Origin of the sequence: Kurthia gibsonii (assembly GCF_006539985.1) — a bacterium.
Lineage (GTDB): Bacteria > Bacillota > Bacilli > Bacillales_A > Planococcaceae > Kurthia > Kurthia gibsonii.
Genome location: NZ_BJOB01000050.1, coordinates 1 through 15,647, shown reverse-complemented (window position 1 = coordinate 15,647; position 15,647 = coordinate 1). Strand labels below are relative to the sequence as shown.

The 15,647-nt window shown below is 38.5% G+C and carries 18 protein-coding genes; all 18 read right to left on the bottom strand.

Annotated features, from left to right (window positions below; all coding sequences use genetic code 11):
- Nucleotides 1–76: 76 nt before the first annotated feature.
- Nucleotides 77–511 (bottom strand): 3-hydroxyacyl-ACP dehydratase FabZ, encoded by a 435-nt coding sequence (fabZ, locus tag KGI01_RS11850; protein ID WP_068455831.1) that lies wholly within the window; start codon nt 509–511, stop codon nt 77–79.
- A gap of 11 nt (nt 512–522) precedes the next feature.
- Entirely contained in the window at nt 523–807 is a 285-nt protein-coding gene (locus tag KGI01_RS11845; protein WP_068455834.1) for a DNA-directed RNA polymerase subunit beta, read from the bottom strand.
- A gap of 24 nt (nt 808–831) precedes the next feature.
- A complete protein-coding gene (locus tag KGI01_RS11840) occupies nt 832–1,662 on the bottom strand; it encodes a flagellar hook-basal body protein (RefSeq protein ID WP_141274844.1) in 831 nt (276 codons plus the stop codon).
- A gap of 12 nt (nt 1,663–1,674) precedes the next feature.
- Nucleotides 1,675–2,514 carry a flagellar hook-basal body protein gene (locus KGI01_RS11835; protein WP_141274843.1) on the bottom strand — a complete coding sequence of 280 codons (840 nt, stop codon included), beginning with the start codon at nt 2,512–2,514 and terminating at the stop codon, nt 1,675–1,677.
- Nucleotides 2,515–2,566: 52 nt separating this feature from the next.
- Entirely contained in the window at nt 2,567–3,559 is a 993-nt protein-coding gene (mreB, locus tag KGI01_RS11830) for a rod shape-determining protein (protein ID WP_141274845.1), read from the bottom strand.
- Between the two features lie 183 nt (nt 3,560–3,742).
- Nucleotides 3,743–5,044, bottom strand: a complete 1,302-nt coding sequence (gene murA / locus KGI01_RS11825) for a UDP-N-acetylglucosamine 1-carboxyvinyltransferase (protein WP_141274842.1) — start codon at nt 5,042–5,044, stop codon at nt 3,743–3,745.
- A 395-nt stretch (nt 5,045–5,439) separates the two neighbouring features.
- On the bottom strand, nt 5,440–5,682 hold the full coding sequence (locus KGI01_RS11820; RefSeq protein ID WP_082701482.1) for a DUF1146 family protein: 243 nt from the start codon (nt 5,680–5,682) through the stop codon (nt 5,440–5,442).
- A gap of 311 nt (nt 5,683–5,993) precedes the next feature.
- Nucleotides 5,994–6,401, bottom strand: coding sequence for a F0F1 ATP synthase subunit epsilon (locus KGI01_RS11815; RefSeq protein WP_141274841.1), 408 nt, complete (start codon nt 6,399–6,401; stop codon nt 5,994–5,996).
- A 24-nt stretch (nt 6,402–6,425) separates the two neighbouring features.
- Nucleotides 6,426–7,850: a F0F1 ATP synthase subunit beta gene (gene atpD, locus KGI01_RS11810; RefSeq protein ID WP_141274840.1), complete on the bottom strand. Its 1,425-nt coding sequence runs from the start codon at nt 7,848–7,850 to the stop codon at nt 6,426–6,428.
- Nucleotides 7,851–7,900: 50 nt separating this feature from the next.
- On the bottom strand, nt 7,901–8,758 hold the full coding sequence (atpG, locus tag KGI01_RS11805) for an ATP synthase F1 subunit gamma (RefSeq protein WP_068455851.1): 858 nt from the start codon (nt 8,756–8,758) through the stop codon (nt 7,901–7,903).
- Nucleotides 8,759–8,806: 48 nt separating this feature from the next.
- Nucleotides 8,807–10,330, bottom strand: coding sequence for a F0F1 ATP synthase subunit alpha (gene atpA / locus KGI01_RS11800; protein WP_087682508.1), 1,524 nt, complete (start codon nt 10,328–10,330; stop codon nt 8,807–8,809).
- A 34-nt stretch (nt 10,331–10,364) separates the two neighbouring features.
- The gene (locus tag KGI01_RS11795) at nt 10,365–10,901 is read right to left on the bottom strand and encodes a F0F1 ATP synthase subunit delta (protein WP_141274839.1); all 537 of its coding nucleotides are present in this window, start codon (nt 10,899–10,901) and stop codon (nt 10,365–10,367) included.
- A complete protein-coding gene (gene atpF / locus KGI01_RS11790; RefSeq protein WP_141274838.1) occupies nt 10,898–11,419 on the bottom strand; it encodes a F0F1 ATP synthase subunit B in 522 nt (173 codons plus the stop codon). Before atpF ends, KGI01_RS11795 begins: the two co-directional genes overlap by 4 nt.
- Nucleotides 11,420–11,588: 169 nt before the next feature.
- A complete protein-coding gene (gene atpE / locus KGI01_RS11785; protein ID WP_068455864.1) occupies nt 11,589–11,807 on the bottom strand; it encodes a F0F1 ATP synthase subunit C in 219 nt (72 codons plus the stop codon).
- Nucleotides 11,808–11,891: 84 nt separating this feature from the next.
- Complete coding sequence (atpB, locus tag KGI01_RS11780) at nt 11,892–12,605, bottom strand: F0F1 ATP synthase subunit A (RefSeq protein WP_068455867.1); 714 nt, start codon at nt 12,603–12,605, stop codon at nt 11,892–11,894.
- Between the two features lie 38 nt (nt 12,606–12,643).
- Nucleotides 12,644–13,012 (bottom strand): ATP synthase subunit I, encoded by a 369-nt coding sequence (locus KGI01_RS11775; RefSeq protein WP_068455870.1) that lies wholly within the window; start codon nt 13,010–13,012, stop codon nt 12,644–12,646.
- A 517-nt stretch (nt 13,013–13,529) separates the two neighbouring features.
- Entirely contained in the window at nt 13,530–14,642 is a 1,113-nt protein-coding gene (gene wecB, locus KGI01_RS11770) for a non-hydrolyzing UDP-N-acetylglucosamine 2-epimerase (protein ID WP_141274837.1), read from the bottom strand.
- A gap of 28 nt (nt 14,643–14,670) precedes the next feature.
- On the bottom strand, nt 14,671–15,300 hold the full coding sequence (upp, locus tag KGI01_RS11765) for a uracil phosphoribosyltransferase (RefSeq protein ID WP_068455876.1): 630 nt from the start codon (nt 15,298–15,300) through the stop codon (nt 14,671–14,673).
- Nucleotides 15,301–15,647 lie beyond the last annotated feature (347 nt).

Below are 15,647 nucleotides of genomic sequence, written 5' to 3'. Positions count from 1 at the left end.
AATTTCGACAATCGAAAGTAGAATACTCTCACACACAAAAAAAGAACCGCATCTCAGCGGTTCTTGCATACATCAGTTATTCAGCTTTTGGTCCAATTGCAAATAGGATGTCTGCTTCACATACTAACTCATCGCCAACAGTCACTCGACCATGACCTTTACCCATTGTGCCACGTAACTTCACAAATTCAACTTCCATTGTTAGTACGTCTCCTGGTATTACTTGGCGTTTAAAGCGTGCATTATCGACACCTGTTAGGAATACGATACGACCTTTAAAATCATCTGAACTTAATAGCGCTACGCCACCTACTTGTGCCATTGCTTCAATGATTAAAACACCCGGCATAACAGAGTATCCTGGGAAGTGTCCTTGGAAGAATTCTTCATTCACTGTTACGTTTTTGAAGCCTTTTGCACGCTTTCCTACTTCTAATTCTGTAATGCGATCCACTAATAAAAATGGATAACGATGTGGTAAAATTTCTTGAATTTGATTCGCTGTTAACATATTAAATCCCCCTATTTCTCTGTACCATCCATAATATCGAATACATGCGTCCATGTCGATGGTTTAAATACATCTAACATATCACCATCGCCAATTACGCCATAACCAATCATTAATCCAACGAAGGTTGCGATGAATAGGAGGACGATGATTACTAATAAGCGTAATAGCATAAATTTAATAGATTTTTTCGCGTAACTTTTACTCGAAAGTTCCTCTACTATCTCTTGTTGCTCTTTACGTGCCTGTCTTGATACCGTAGGCGTTACCTTCTTTTCAGCTCGTCTATCTTCCATCGATTGTTCTCCTTCTAGTGTTTATTAACGCATACCATTAATAAGGCCTAACATTTGGTCAGCCATTGTAATAGTACGTGCATTCATTTGATAAGAACGCTGTGTATTAATTAACTCAGACATTTCTTTAGATAAGTCTACATTAGAAGATTCCAATGCGCCACCTTCAACTGAAATTTGCGCACGATCATTACCAACAATCAAGTTTGCAATATCACCCTCATTTGGATATTGCGCTGCGATATCATCTGAGTAGCGTAAGTATTTATCTTCATCTTGTTTTAGCAAGTTGGGTTTACTTACTTGTGCAATCCCAAGCTCTACATTTTCTCGACCACCATCTGCAAAGGTTACGTTCATTGTACCATCTGGTGTTACAGTAATGTCCGATACATCTTTATCGAATCGAATTGAACGCCCATTTGAATCTGCTACGTCATAACCATCCGAGTTCACTAAACTCGTACTGCCATTCGCATTCGGTGATAAGTAAAAATTCCCTTGACGCGATAATACAAGTCGATCAGAAGAAGGTGATAAAAACGTGAAATATTGATTCTCTTTCGTTAGGGCAAAGTCTAATTTACGATTCGTCTGGGTAACATTTCCGACTTTCGTATTTAATTTTGTTTGCGCAATTTGAGCACCTACACCGATTCGAATACCAGCCGGTGATTGACGTGGTGCGCGGTCTCCTGTGTCATTATTAAATTGTTGATACAGCATTTCGCCAAATGTCGCGTTACGTGCTTTATAACCTACCGTATTGCTATTCGCAATATTACTCGATACAGTATCGAGTTTTTGTTGTAGTTGCGACATCGTGTTTGTTGCGGTTAGCATTGTGCGTAACATTTAAAAATCCTCCTATACCTTACCGATTTCATTTACTGCTTTATCCATACTACGGTCATAAGCTTGCAAGACTTTTTGATTCGCTTCAAAGACACGGTACGCTTCCATCATCGTTGTCATCGTCTGTGCTGAGTCCACATTTGAACTCTCTGTAAATCCTTGCTGTATCGTAAATGTAACACCATTTGCATTATAAGCATTCGGTAAATCTTGATTATCGGTTGTAAAGTATAAACCATTATCCTGCTTTTCAAGTGCATCTGGTTGATTAGAATATGCAACACCTAAACGCCCTACTTGTTGTCCGTTTACAGTAATCTCACCTGTTGACTTCAATGTGAAATCATTATTTTGTAACACAATACGGTTGTTGTTTTCATCGAGGACATATTCACCACGTGCAGTTGTTAAAAAACCTTGTCCATCAATTGTGAAGTTACCGTTACGTGTATAAGCTTGTCGATTATCGGCTGTTTGTACTTTAAAGAATACTGCTCCTTGTTTACCTGTCTGTGGATTCACTGGTAGATCTCCATCTAATAGCGCCACATCCGTATTACTCTCTGTTTCCACAATCGAACCTTGCAAAAAGTTCGGCAATGTTTCTTGCATATAAACGCCTGTTCCCAAATCACCGATTTGCTGCATATTACTAGGATTAAAGCCGTTCTGAAGCGAGGATGCCCCCGTTTTTTGAATGCTAGACATCAGCATATTTGGAAATGATCGAATCGTCGATTGGTCCGCTTTATATCCTGGTGTATTCGCATTGGCAATGTTATTTGAAAGCATCTCTGTACGACGTTGCTGCGCAATCATACCTGTAGCTGCTGTATAAAACCCTCTAAACACAAGCACTCATCCCTTCTTAAAAAAATTCACTAGTTTATTTATCGGCTAAAAGTTACTTTTTTGAAATGTTATTCAGGTTATCTAAAATCATACCTGTTCCAAGAACGACACAATCCATTGGGTTTTCAGCTACATATACTGGCACAAATAATTCTTCTGTTAAACGACGGTCTAAACCACTAATTAATGCGCCACCACCCGTCAGCATAATTCCACGATCAATAATATCCGCTGAAAGCTCTGGTGGTGTTTTTTCAAGCACATTCTTTGCAGCTTTAATAATCATCTCAATAGAATCTGAAATCGCTTCTAACAGCTCCTCAGAAGTAAAAGAAATCACTTTTGGTAAACCTGTCACCATATCGCGTCCTCGAATGTCCATTGTATCATTTTTATCTGCTAATATCATGGACCCAATCGACATTTTTAAGGACTCTGCTGTACGTTCTCCTACTAATAGTTTGTACTTCTTTTTTATGTAAGCCGCAATGTCTTGATCAAATTGATCACCTGCTACACGTAGTGACTGTGCTGTGACAACTTCACCCATGGATAGAACCGCGACATCCGTCGTGCCACCACCGATGTCGATGACCATATTACCTGAAGGTTGGAAGATATCCATACCCGCTCCAATCGCCGCTACTTTCGGTTCTTCTTCTAAATAGACTTCACCACCACCTGCACGAATTACCGCATCGCGAATCGCTTTTTGCTCTACTGGTGTAATATTGGAAGGACAACACACAAGGACACGTGGCTTCGACATAAATCCTCGTAATTTTAATTTTTGAATGAAGTATTTTAACATGGCTTCCGTAATATCGAAATCATGAATGACACCATCTTTTAATGGTCGAATCGCAACAATATTTTCTGGAGTACGTCCAATCATTTGACGCGCTTCTTCTCCAACAGCTAGTATCTTTTTCGTATTTCGATCAATCGCTACAACAGAAGGTTCGTTTAAAATAACCCCTTTTCCTTTTAAATATATGAGGACGTTCGCCGTACCTAAATCAATGCCTACGTCTTTTGAAAACATCATGAGTGCCCCTCTCAGTGTATCTTATTTTTTCCTATTATTAGGTACTATTTTATCATAGCTGTCTACTAATTACATTAAGGCTCTTATAAATTAATTAAGGCGATCTTTTTATTTAAATATAAAAAGTCCATTTTTCACAGACAATTCATGTCTAGAGAAATGGACTTCTTCATTTTGAAATTAATTTACTTGGAATTCTCTTTCGACAACTTCTTCTGTGTTTGATACACGCTCGATGTCAGCACCAAGAGAAGCAAGTTTTTTATGGAAATCAACGTAACCGCGGTCTAGGTGTTTTAATTCAGAAACACGCGTAATACCGTCTGCTACAAGACCTGCTAAAATAAGTGCTGCTGCTGCACGTAAATCCGTTGCTGCTACTTCTGCACCTTGTAAAGATGAAGGGCCTTCGATAATTACTGAACGACCATCAATTTTTGCTGTCGCATTCATACGACGGAATTCTTCAACGTGCATGAAGCGATTTTCGAATACAGTCTCTGTAATGACACTCGTACCTTGTGTCACTAACATTAATGCCATCATTTGCGATTGCATATCTGTTGGGAAACCAGGATGAGGAATCGTTTTCACGTCTACTGCTTTCAATGGATGTGTAGCGCGTACACGAAGTCCTGAAGCCTCTTCAGTGATTTCTACGCCCATTTCAACCATTTTCGAAATTAACGCTGTCATATGCTCTGCTTCGGCGTTTTCAATGACAACATCGCCACCAGTAATCGCTGCAGCTACCATAAATGTACCTGCTTCAATACGATCTGGAATAATATGATGTGTTGTTCCTGTTAGTCGTTCCACACCTTCGATACGAATTTTATCTGTACCTGCACCGACAACACGGCCACCCATTTCGTTAATAAAGTTTGCTAAGTCTACGATTTCAGGTTCTTTTGCTGCATTTTCGATGATTGTTGTACCTTCCGCAAGTGCTGCAGCAGTTAAAATATTTTCTGTTGCGCCCACACTTGGGAAATCTAAATAGATTGTTGCACCTTTTAAACGTCCTTCTGTTCTTGCTTCAACATAACCATGTCCGTTCGAGATTGTCGCACCCATTAATTCAAAACCTTTTAGATGTTGGTCAATTGGACGTGAACCGATTGCACATCCACCTGGCATTGCAACTCGTGCATAACCGTTACGTGCTAATAATGGCCCCATAACAAGAATTGAGGCACGCATTTTACGAACGTATTCAAACTGCGCTTCTGATGAAAGTGTTTTAGAAGCATCAATTTCAACTGTATTTGTTTCAGGTGAAAAAGATACGTCAACATTTAAACTTTTTAATACTTCATCAATTGTATATACATCTGCTAAGTTCGGAACGTTTTTAATTGTATTCTTTCCTTCTGATGCTAAAAGCGTAGCGGCTAATACAGGTAAAACGGCATTTTTGGCACCCTCTACACGTACATTTCCTTTTAATACACGACCGCCTTTGACGATAATTTTATCCATTAATCTGTCCCTCCGAACTCATATTCTGTCATCTCAGTATTTATTTTATCTATTATTCGTTCATAAAATTCTAAATGTATGATGTCATTTATTAGTAACAAAACAAGTACAATATTACCTTTTTTCAAGATGTATTTCAAGCACCCTTTAAACTATTTTCAAAATGTATTTTGTATTACTATAGATACTGAGAAGACGCTAGAACACAGACTTTCATCTCTTTATAGGTAAATGAACCACTGTAAGAACAGTACCCTCGAAATCAGGACATAAAACGCAAAACATCTATGTATTACCTGACTATTTCCCAGGCAATTATTTCTCTCTCTCATTTCAATAGCAATATAATATTGGATGCTTTATGTGCAAACCCTTTAAATTTACGCCTTTAACAATTAAAACAAATATTGTAATTGACGCGACCAGTTTAAAAACTGTAAAAAGAAATTCGATACAGCTGTTCCTAGTGCAATACTCACTAAAATCAATAGAAGTTGGATTTGAAATACTCTCCCTTTTTTGAAGATTTGCTCATACATCAAACTCTGCAATGAGTAAAATGCGATACCAATAAAAAAGATATGCGAGATCAATCCTAAAAGTGCACTCGTTCCAATTGTTGCATTAATCGAATCCAAATTCCATTTCCCCTTTCAGTAAAAATACACATAGGTTCATTATCTCAATAAATGAAGCATATTGCTACAAAAAAGTGAAGTATAGGTTAAAAATCGTCCCATTTACCAGTCAAATTTTTATCATATTTCCAAAAGAAAATCGAGTGAATACATTTTTTATGCAACCCACTCTCTATTAAAACATACAGATGATTTATTTAAAAGGAAAATAAAGGTTTTTCATGATTTGAAATGGGTATTTTTTATGTATAAACAAAAAACTGTCTTAACAAGCCAACAAAAGTTGGTCATTAAGACAGTCTTTTATTAAATTAGATGTTACCCTCTTTAACGTTGATACGATTCATTGCGCGTTTTAGCGCTGCTTCAGCACGCTTGAAATCTGTGTTTTTGTCTTGTTTTGCTGCTAAGCGCTTTTCCGCACGTTGAAGTGCTTCTTTCGCACGAGCAAGATCAATTGAATCAGCAGGTTCAGCAGAAGGAGATAAAATCGAAACTTTATCGCCACGGATTTCAACGAAACCGCCGCTTACTGCTACAAAATCAGTTGTTTTATCTTTTTTCAGACGAACAACCCCAACTTCAAGTGGCGCAACAGTTGGAATGTGACCTGGTAAGATCCCCATTTCCCCGCCTGTTGTACGCACACTTACCATTGAGACTTCAGAATCGTATACTGGGCCGTCGGGAGTGACAATGTTGACTACAGTGGTCTTCATATTTTTTCCTCCTCGTCCCTAATATTAAAGTGTTACGCCTAAACTTTTTGCTTTAGCAATAACATCATCGATGCCGCCCACTAAGTGGAATGCTTCTTCAGGGAATTTATCGTATTTACCTTCAAGGATTTCAGAGAAACCTTTAATAGTATCTTTTACGTGTACGAATGATCCTGGTTGACCAGTGAACTGTTCCGCAACGTGGAAGTTTTGAGATAAGAAGAACTGAATACGACGAGCGCGGTTTACAGTTAATTTATCTTCATCAGATAATTCATCCATACCTAAGATAGCGATGATATCTTGTAATTCGTTGTTACGTTGTAAAGTTGATTGTACACGACGAGCGACATCGTAGTGCTCTTGTCCAACGATTTCAGGTGCTAATGCACGAGAAGTTGAAGCAAGTGGATCAACCGCTGGGTAGATACCCATCTCAGATAATTTACGTTCAAGGTTAGTTGTTGAGTCTAAGTGAGCGAATGTTGTAGCTGGAGCCGGGTCAGTGTAGTCATCGGCTGGTACATACACCGCTTGGATAGAAGTAACAGAACCTTTTTTAGTAGAAGTGATACGTTCTTGTAATTTACCCATTTCAGTAGCAAGAGTTGGTTGGTAACCTACAGCAGAAGGCATACGACCTAATAATGCAGAAACCTCAGAACCTGCTTGAGTGAAACGGAAGATGTTATCAATGAATAATAGAACGTCTTGTCCCATTTCATCACGGAAGTATTCTGCCATTGTAAGACCAGAAAGTGCTACACGCATACGTGCGCCTGGTGGCTCGTTCATTTGACCGAATACCATCGCAGTTTTAGTGATAACGCCTGCGTCAGTCATTTCGTAGTAAAGGTCATTACCTTCACGAGTACGCTCACCAACACCAGCGAATACTGAGATACCGCCGTGGCCTTTTGCGATGTTGTTGATTAATTCTTGGATTAATACCGTTTTACCTACACCGGCACCACCGAATAAACCAACTTTACCACCTTTGATGTAAGGTGCTAATAAGTCTACTACTTTAATTCCTGTTTCAAGAACTTCAACTGAAGTTGAAAGCTCATCGAATGTTGGAGCTTCACGGTGAATTGGATCACGACGATCAGAAGCTGGAATTTCTGGTTTACCGATTTCTAAGTCGATTGGTTCACCAAGTACGTTGAATACACGACCTAAAGTGTTTTCACCGACTGGTACTGAGATTGCCATACCTTTGTCAGTTACTACTGCTCCACGTTGTAAGCCATCAGTAGATGACATAGCGATTGTACGAACAGTATTGTCGCCTAAATGAAGCGCAACTTCAAGTGTAAGAACTTGAGGCTCTTGATTAGGCTTTTTAATTTCTACAGTTAAAGCGTTATAAATTTCAGGTAATGCGTTGTTTTCGAACTTAACGTCGACAACAGCACCCATTACTTGAAGAACGTGTCCTGTGTTCATATACTTTTTCCCTCCTATCAAACTATTACAGTTTGAGATGAAGCTTTAGCCTATTCTAAGGCTGCTGCTCCACCTACGATTTCTGTAATTTCCTGTGTAATAGCCGCTTGACGTGCACGGTTATACAAGACTGTTAAGTCATCAATTAATTCTTTAGCGTTATCTGTAGCGTTTTTCATTGCTGTCATACGTGCAGCATGTTCACTAGCTTTAGCATCTAGTAACGCACCATATACTAAACTTTCTGCGTATTGTGGAAGCAATACTTCTAGAATTTCGTCACCTGATGGTTCGAATTCATAAGATGCAGTAGAAGTAGCTGGCGCGATATCAGTGATTGGAAGTAACTTTTTCTCAACTAATTCGCTAGAAATAGCACTTACAAAATGGCTATAACACATGTAGATTTCATCATATGTGCCATCTGTGAACATACCAACAGCTTTACGAGCAATCGCTTTAATATCTGCAAATGCAGGTTGATCTGGAAGACCAATCTCCGCGTCCACAACTGTGTAGCCTGTTTTCTTAAAGAAATCAGCTACTGTACGACCTATTGCAAAGATGACTACATCTTCTTTCTTTTGGCCACGTTTTTCCATACCGTTTAATGCAGTACGGATTACATTCGTGTTGTAAGCACCTGCTAAACCACGGTCAGAAGCGATAATTAAATATGCGCTTTTCTTAACTGGGCGTTCAACTAGCATCGGGTGAGAAGCATTCGATGTTCCTTGAGCGATTGCAGCTACTACTTCTTGAATTTTAGCCATATAAGGTACGTACTTTTTCGCATTTCGCTCTGCACGTGACATCTTAGAAGATGATACTAAGTGCATCGCTGATGTGATTTTACTTGTAGATTTTGTAGAGTTAATACGTTGTTTTACCTCACGTAATGTTGCCACTGGTATTTCACCACCTTACCGTTTTTTTAAAAGTTCGTTTTCACTAAATTAAGCTTCTTCTGAGATTGCGAAAGTTTTCTTGAATGCTTCAATAGTTGATTTCATATCTTCATCAGCTGGAAGGCCTTTAGTTTCACGAATTGTACCTAAAACGTTTTTGTGGTTTGCATCGTTAGCATCTAACCATAAGTTAAATTCGTTTTCGAAACGTACGATGTCATGTACAGGGATATCATCTAAGAAACCTTTTGTTAAAGCGTAGATGATTGCAACTTGACGCTCAACTTTCAATGGTTTGTTTAGATCTTGTTTTAGAACTTCTACTGTACGTTTACCACGCTCAAGTTTAGCAGTTGTAGCTGCATCTAGGTCTGAACCGAATTGAGCGAATGACTCAAGTTCACGGAATGTCGCTAAGTCAAGACGTAGCGTACCGGCAACTTTTTTCATTGCTTTAATTTGTGCAGAACCACCAACACGAGATACTGATAAACCTGGGTTAATCGCAGGACGTACACCAGAGTTGAATAAGTTAGCTTGTAAGAAGATTTGTCCATCCGTAATTGAGATTACGTTTGTTGGGATGTACGCACCGATATCACCAGCTTGAGTTTCAACGAATGGTAATGCAGTAATTGAACCACCGCCGTATCTTTCGTTAAGACGAGCTGCACGTTCTAATAAACGACTGTGTAGGTAGAATACATCACCAGGGTAAGCTTCACGACCTGGAGGACGACGTAATAATAATGAAAGCTCACGGTAAGCTGCTGCTTGCTTAGAAAGATCATCATATACGATTAATACGTCTTTACCTTGTAGCATTAATTCTTCAGCCATTGAAACACCAGCATAAGGAGCTAGGTATAACATTGGAGATGGAGAAGATGCTGACGCAGTAAGTACGATAGTGTAATCTAATGCACCGTGTGCGCGTAGAGTCTCTACAACGTTACGTACAGTAGATTCTTTTTGACCAATTGCAACGTAGATACAAATCATATCTTGGTCCGCTTGGTTTAAAATTGTATCGATTGCGATTGAAGTTTTACCAACTTGACGGTCACCGATGATTAACTCACGTTGACCACGACCGATTGGAACAAGTGCGTCAATCGCTTTGATTCCTGTTTGTAAAGGTTGGTCTACTGATTTACGAGCCATTACACCGAAAGCTGGGCTTTCGATTGGACGAGTTTTAGTAGTGTTGATTGGACCTAACCCATCAACTGGTAAACCTAATGTATTTACTACACGACCAATTAGTTCTTCACCAACTGGTACTTCCATAATACGACCTGTACGACGAACTTCGTCGCCTTCTGTAATGCCTTGTGTTGGACCTAAAATAACGATACCTACGTTATTTTCTTCTAGGTTTTGAGCCAACCCAAGAACACCATTAGAGAATTCTAATAATTCCCCAGACATGGCATTGTCAAGACCATGAGCACGAGCGATACCATCACCGACACTGATGACTGTACCAACTTCGCTAACTTGCATCTCAGATTGGAAATTTTCCATCTGCTGTTTAATAAGAACACTGATTTCTTCAGCTTTGATGCCCACGTTTGTCACCTCTACCTCTCACAATAATTTTGGATTAACCTAGTAATGCACGACGTAAACCGTTCACTTTGCTTACGATTGTATTATCGTAAATTCGGTTTCCAATGATTAATTTGATTCCACCAATTAATGATGAATCAATTTCGTTTGTAATATTTAATGAATCTTTACCAACTTGCTTAGCAAAAGTTGTTGAGATTCGTTCAAGTTGATCTTCAGTAAGCGCTTCTGTAGAATACACAATTGCATCTTCTACACCTGACTCATCATTCGCAATGCGGATAAACGAATCAATCACACTTACAGTTTCGTCGATTCGGTTATTAACTAAGATAACTTTTAGTGCATCGACAATAATTGGTTGTACAGATGAAAAAATTGAATCAATTAGTTCAAACTTTTTCTCTGTTGTTAGGTTAGGAGATACTAAAAGATTGAATAAATCTTTAGACTCTGTAAAAACGATTCTTACTTCACGTAAGTCAGCTACTGTTTCAGCAACTACGTTTTTTTCCTTTGCCAATTCATATAAGGCTTTAGCATAGCGATTCGCTGCAATGGATTGACTCATCGAGCTTCCCCTGCCTTCGCAATCGTTTCTTCGATAAGCGTACGATTATCTTCTGTAGAAACTTCTTTGTTAAGAACTTTAGTTGCTGCCAGTACAGATAGTGAAACCACTTCTTCACGAACAGCTGCGATAGCTTTTTCTTTTTCGCTCTCAATATCACGTTTCGCTGATTCTTGTAAACGAACTGCTTCAGCTTTAGCTGATGAAACAATTTCTTCTTTTTGAAGAATTGCTTGTTGTTTAGCGTTCTCCACAATCGCTTGCGCTTCTGTACGAGCTTCTTTAAGAAGGCTACGTTGTTCTTCTAATAATTCATGTGCTTCTTTACGACTTTTTTCAGCTGATTCGATTTCGTTTGCAACTAATTCTTCACGTTGTTGCATAATTCCCATAAGTGGACCCCATGCGAATTTTTTAAGAAGAAGCATTAATACTACGAATACTACTAAAGTTGCTAAAATTGTACCGTATTGGTTTTGGCCCGCTGCGGAACCTAGCACTAAATAATCTAATAACACGATTGTTTCACTCCCTTCAAGAGCTTAGAGTCAATTGAAATTTTTTTATAATTGAATCTTGTTTAAGATTTGTAGTCTAAAGGAATTTATATCGGTAATGAAACCGATATAAATGAAAGGCGAAGTGACTCAACTAATTAAGACTTCGCCAAGAAACATTGAAGACAAATTATTTGTTCATTACGATGAACGCGATAACTACTGCGATGATTGGTAATGCCTCTACTAAAGCGACACCGATGAACATTGTTGTTTGTAATACTCCACGTAATTCTGGTTGACGAGCGATCCCTTCAACTGTACGACCTACGATAAGACCGTTACCAATACCTGCACCTAGTGCACCTAGACCAACTGCGATTGCTGCTGCGATTAAACCTAAACCCATTGTAAATTTTCCTCCTTGGAAATATGATATTTTTTGTTGTTTAGCTAATCCCTAATGAATACGAATTAACTGGTTTATAATTAATTAATGGTCTTTGCTCACTTTGTGAGACATGTAAACCATTGTTAACATAACGAAGATGAATGATTGGATTGCTCCAATAAATACTGAGAATGCTTGCCATGCCATCATTGGAATGAAAGCTGCTAAGAAACCAGCACCTGACCATGCTGTAGCCAGACCTGCCAATAATCCTAATAATACCTCTCCGGCAAAAATGTTACCGTAAAGTCGTAGACCAAGAGTTAATGTATTTGCAAGTTCTTCAATAATCTTAATTGGTAGTAAGAAGCTCATTGGAGACACGAATGTCTTCAAGTATCCTTTCATACCTTGTGCTTTTACACCATAGTAGTTTGTTAAGACAAGAATCATAACAGCTAATGTTAGTGTAACAACCGGATCTGCTGTTGGTGATTTCCACCATAAGTAACCATCTACAGAGATTGAGAATGGTAGACCTAGCATATTCGCTACAAAGATAAACATGATTAATGTAATACCCAAGATGTGGAATTGACCACCTGTCTTCCAGTCCATGTTGTTTGAGATGATACCTTTCACGAAGTCCATAACCCACTCCATGAAGTTTTGCATACCAGTTGGCTTTAACTGAAGTTTACGCGTTGATACAACTGCAATAATGAATACAATCACTGCTGTGATTAATAACATCATGACGTCTGCTGTATTGAAACCTAAACCAGCTATTTCAAAATAAGGATTTTTATGTTCCACTTGTTCGTTCACCTCTCTTTCACATGCGCTTTGCTTATTTAGTTTTTCAACTGAACTATGATCCTATCTACAAAAAGTAGAATGTACGGAATCATTAATCCAACGACAGTACTAGCTACGTTAAAATATTCAGACCAAGTTATTGCAACTGCTGCCGCAAGTAAAGCTGATCCGTAGCGAATAAGGGTACCTAAGGACTTAACCTTTTGTCCCTGACGTGTCTTACGATCAAAGCTTTCCATTCTTCGGACCAGGTTCCAAAAATTAAATAGACCACAAAGGGCACCTAATGCGAGACCTGCGAATAACGCGTGGTACGATGTAAAGCCCCAGCCGATTGCACAAACGATTAGCAAAATAATAAAACCTATTACCTGCTTTTTAAAAATCCGATGCATTTCTACCATTTGGTCTTTAGTCTCCTGAATCTTTTTTTCGAATGATGGATATAAAGCTGACCACCGGATGGAACGTAGCTAATTGTGGAACATATTAAGGGTAACCGTTACCAAAGTAAGCATTGCTTAACTTAATCGGAAACTTATTATGTATTATTAGCTAACATTTAATGAAGTACCATCGCTCCATATAAGAACCTTTACACGTCCGAAAACGTTAAAAGAGTCAAAAGCTAGGGATTTGCCTTATACGTCAATAACCAAACTCCATAAAAAAAAGAGGTACGGCTTGATATTCAGACATAGAAACCCTTATCATTCTTACCCTTTGTTAGCATACAATAGTGAATATTTCATGTCAATTGGTTCTGCATAAAAACTTCACAACCTGTACACTTTTGTCAAATAGTCGACAAATTTAAGAAAAAACTTGGAAATGTTCTTTATTTCTCGATTTAACTTTAAAAACAAAGACTACTCGACTAAGAATATTCGTATTCTAGCTGTTCGAGTAGTTTTTGTTTTTTTATTTTTCTAGAAAAGCGATTAACGCTTCTACAATACGTTCAGAAGCATGACCATCACCATAAGGATTCGATGCTTTTGCCATTTGATTGTATAGTGCACTATTCGTCAATAATTCTTTCGTTAAATCATAAATAGTCTCTTCTTCTATTCCAGCAAGCTTGAGTGTCCCCGCTTCAATTCCTTCTGGTCGTTCCGTCGTATCTCGTAATACGAGTACTGGCTTTCCTAGTGACGGCGCTTCCTCTTGAATACCACCTGAATCCGTTAAAATCATGTAAGAACGTGACGCAAAATTATGGAAGTCAAACACTTCAAGCGGCTCAATTAAATGAACGCGTTCATGCGATTCTAAAATTGCGCGTGCTGTGTCACGAACTGCTGGATTCAAATGCATCGGATAGACTACTTGTACATCTGGATGTTCTTCTAAAATACGATGAATCGCGCGGAACATATTTTCCATCGGTTTACCTAAGTTTTCACGTCGATGTGCGGTTAGTAGAACCATTCGATCGTTACCAATTGATTCAAGTACAGGATGTGTATAGTCATCTGCAACAGTTGTCGCAAGTGCATCAATCGCCGTATTCCCTGTCACAATAATTGAGTTCGGCTCTTTATTTTCTCTTAGAAGATTTTCTTTTGCTTGTTCAGTTGGTGCAAAATGAATGTCCGCTAACACACCTGTTAGTTGACGATTCATCTCTTCTGGATATGGTGAATATTTATTCCACGTGCGAAGACCTGCTTCTACGTGACCAATCGCTACTTGATTATAAAAAGCAGCTAAACTCGCCACAAATGTAGTCGCTGTATCTCCATGCACGAGCACAACATCTGGTTTCGCCTCTTTCATAATTTGATTGAGACCTTCTAAACCGCGTGTCGCAACATCAAGAAGTGTTTGGCGTTCTTTCATAATATTCAAATCATAGTCTGGAACAATCTTAAAAGTTTCTAATACTTGATCAAGCATTTCGCGGTGTTGCGCCGTTACCGTCACAACTGTATCAATCTGCTCTGTATTTTGCTGCAACGCTTTTACAAGAGGCGCCATCTTAATGGCTTCCGGCCTTGTACCAAACACAGTCATTACTTTCCACTTTTTCATGTTTTTTGCACCATCCCTGTACAATGTATTATTTTGTACCAAATAAACGGTCGCCTGCATCACCAAGTCCAGGTACGATATAACCGTGGTCATTTAGTTTTTCATCTAATGCCGCAATGTAAATATCGATTTCTGGGTGTGCTTCTTGAATTGCTTTTACACCTTCTGGAGCTGCAATTAAACACATGAAGCGAATATTTTTCGCGCCGCGTTTTTTCAGTGAGTTCATTGCTTCAATTGCAGAACCACCTGTAGCTAACATTGGATCAACGATGATGAATTCACGTTCTTCAATATCAGCTGGGAATTTTGCGTAGTATTCTACCGGTTGTAAAGTTTCTGGATCGCGGTATAAACCAATGTGTGCTACTTTTGCAGCTGGAATTAGTTTTAACATACCATCTACCATGCCTAAACCAGCACGTAGGATAGGCACGATTGCCATCTTTTTACCTGATAATACTTTTGTTTTTGTTTTTGTAACAGGTGTTTGGATTTCGATTTCTTCTGTTTGTAAATCACGTGTAATCTCGAATGCCATTAGTGTAGCTACTTCGTCAACTAGTTCACGAAACTCCTTCGTTCCTGTATTGATATCACGGATGTATGATAATTTGTGTTGAATTAATGGATGGTCGAATACATATACTTTTCCCATTTTTAGTTCTCTCCCTACTTTTGTTTATCTTGACTATTATAACAGAAATAAAACGCCATACAAATGTCAATATTTTCATTTCTCTTTTTGACACATTTTAAGCTTTCATATGACGGATTAGATTGTAATAAGATTTCTGAAAATTCATCTATATAATAGAAGAAACTCCAATAAAAAAGTGAATTTTAGTAAAAAACGCGTGACTTCCTACATGATTCTATTTACTTTTATTTAATAGGAGCAAATCTAAAGCGAAAATTTATATCTTTTAGAAGATCACTATTGAATAACGAAGATTTTTTAAAAGGGACTTTTCTGCATGCCAAAGGGAATTCACCTCTCCGAAA

What these genes read in the sequence shown, in the direction of transcription:
- fabZ (WP_068455831.1), bottom strand. Translation starts at nt 511, where the DNA reads ATGTTAACAGCGAATCAAATTCAAGAAATTTTACCACATCGTTATCCA.
- KGI01_RS11845 (WP_068455834.1), bottom strand. Translation starts at nt 807, where the DNA reads ATGGAAGATAGACGAGCTGAAAAGAAGGTAACGCCTACGGTATCAAGA.
- KGI01_RS11840 (WP_141274844.1), bottom strand. Translation starts at nt 1,662, where the DNA reads ATGTTACGCACAATGCTAACCGCAACAAACACGATGTCGCAACTACAA.
- mreB (WP_141274845.1), bottom strand. Translation starts at nt 3,559, where the DNA reads ATGTTTTCAAAAGACGTAGGCATTGATTTAGGTACGGCGAACGTCCTC.
- murA (WP_141274842.1), bottom strand. Translation starts at nt 5,044, where the DNA reads ATGGATAAAATTATCGTCAAAGGCGGTCGTGTATTAAAAGGAAATGTA.
- KGI01_RS11815 (WP_141274841.1), bottom strand. Translation starts at nt 6,401, where the DNA reads ATGAAGACCACTGTAGTCAACATTGTCACTCCCGACGGCCCAGTATAC.
- atpD (WP_141274840.1), bottom strand. Translation starts at nt 7,850, where the DNA reads ATGAACACAGGACACGTTCTTCAAGTAATGGGTGCTGTTGTCGACGTT.
- KGI01_RS11795 (WP_141274839.1), bottom strand. Translation starts at nt 10,901, where the DNA reads ATGAGTCAATCCATTGCAGCGAATCGCTATGCTAAAGCCTTATATGAA.
- atpE (WP_068455864.1), bottom strand. Translation starts at nt 11,807, where the DNA reads ATGGGTTTAGGTTTAATCGCAGCAGCAATCGCAGTTGGTCTAGGTGCA.
- KGI01_RS11775 (WP_068455870.1), bottom strand. Translation starts at nt 13,012, where the DNA reads ATGGTAGAAATGCATCGGATTTTTAAAAAGCAGGTAATAGGTTTTATT.
- wecB (WP_141274837.1), bottom strand. Translation starts at nt 14,642, where the DNA reads ATGAAAAAGTGGAAAGTAATGACTGTGTTTGGTACAAGGCCGGAAGCC.
- upp (WP_068455876.1), bottom strand. Translation starts at nt 15,300, where the DNA reads ATGGGAAAAGTATATGTATTCGACCATCCATTAATTCAACACAAATTA.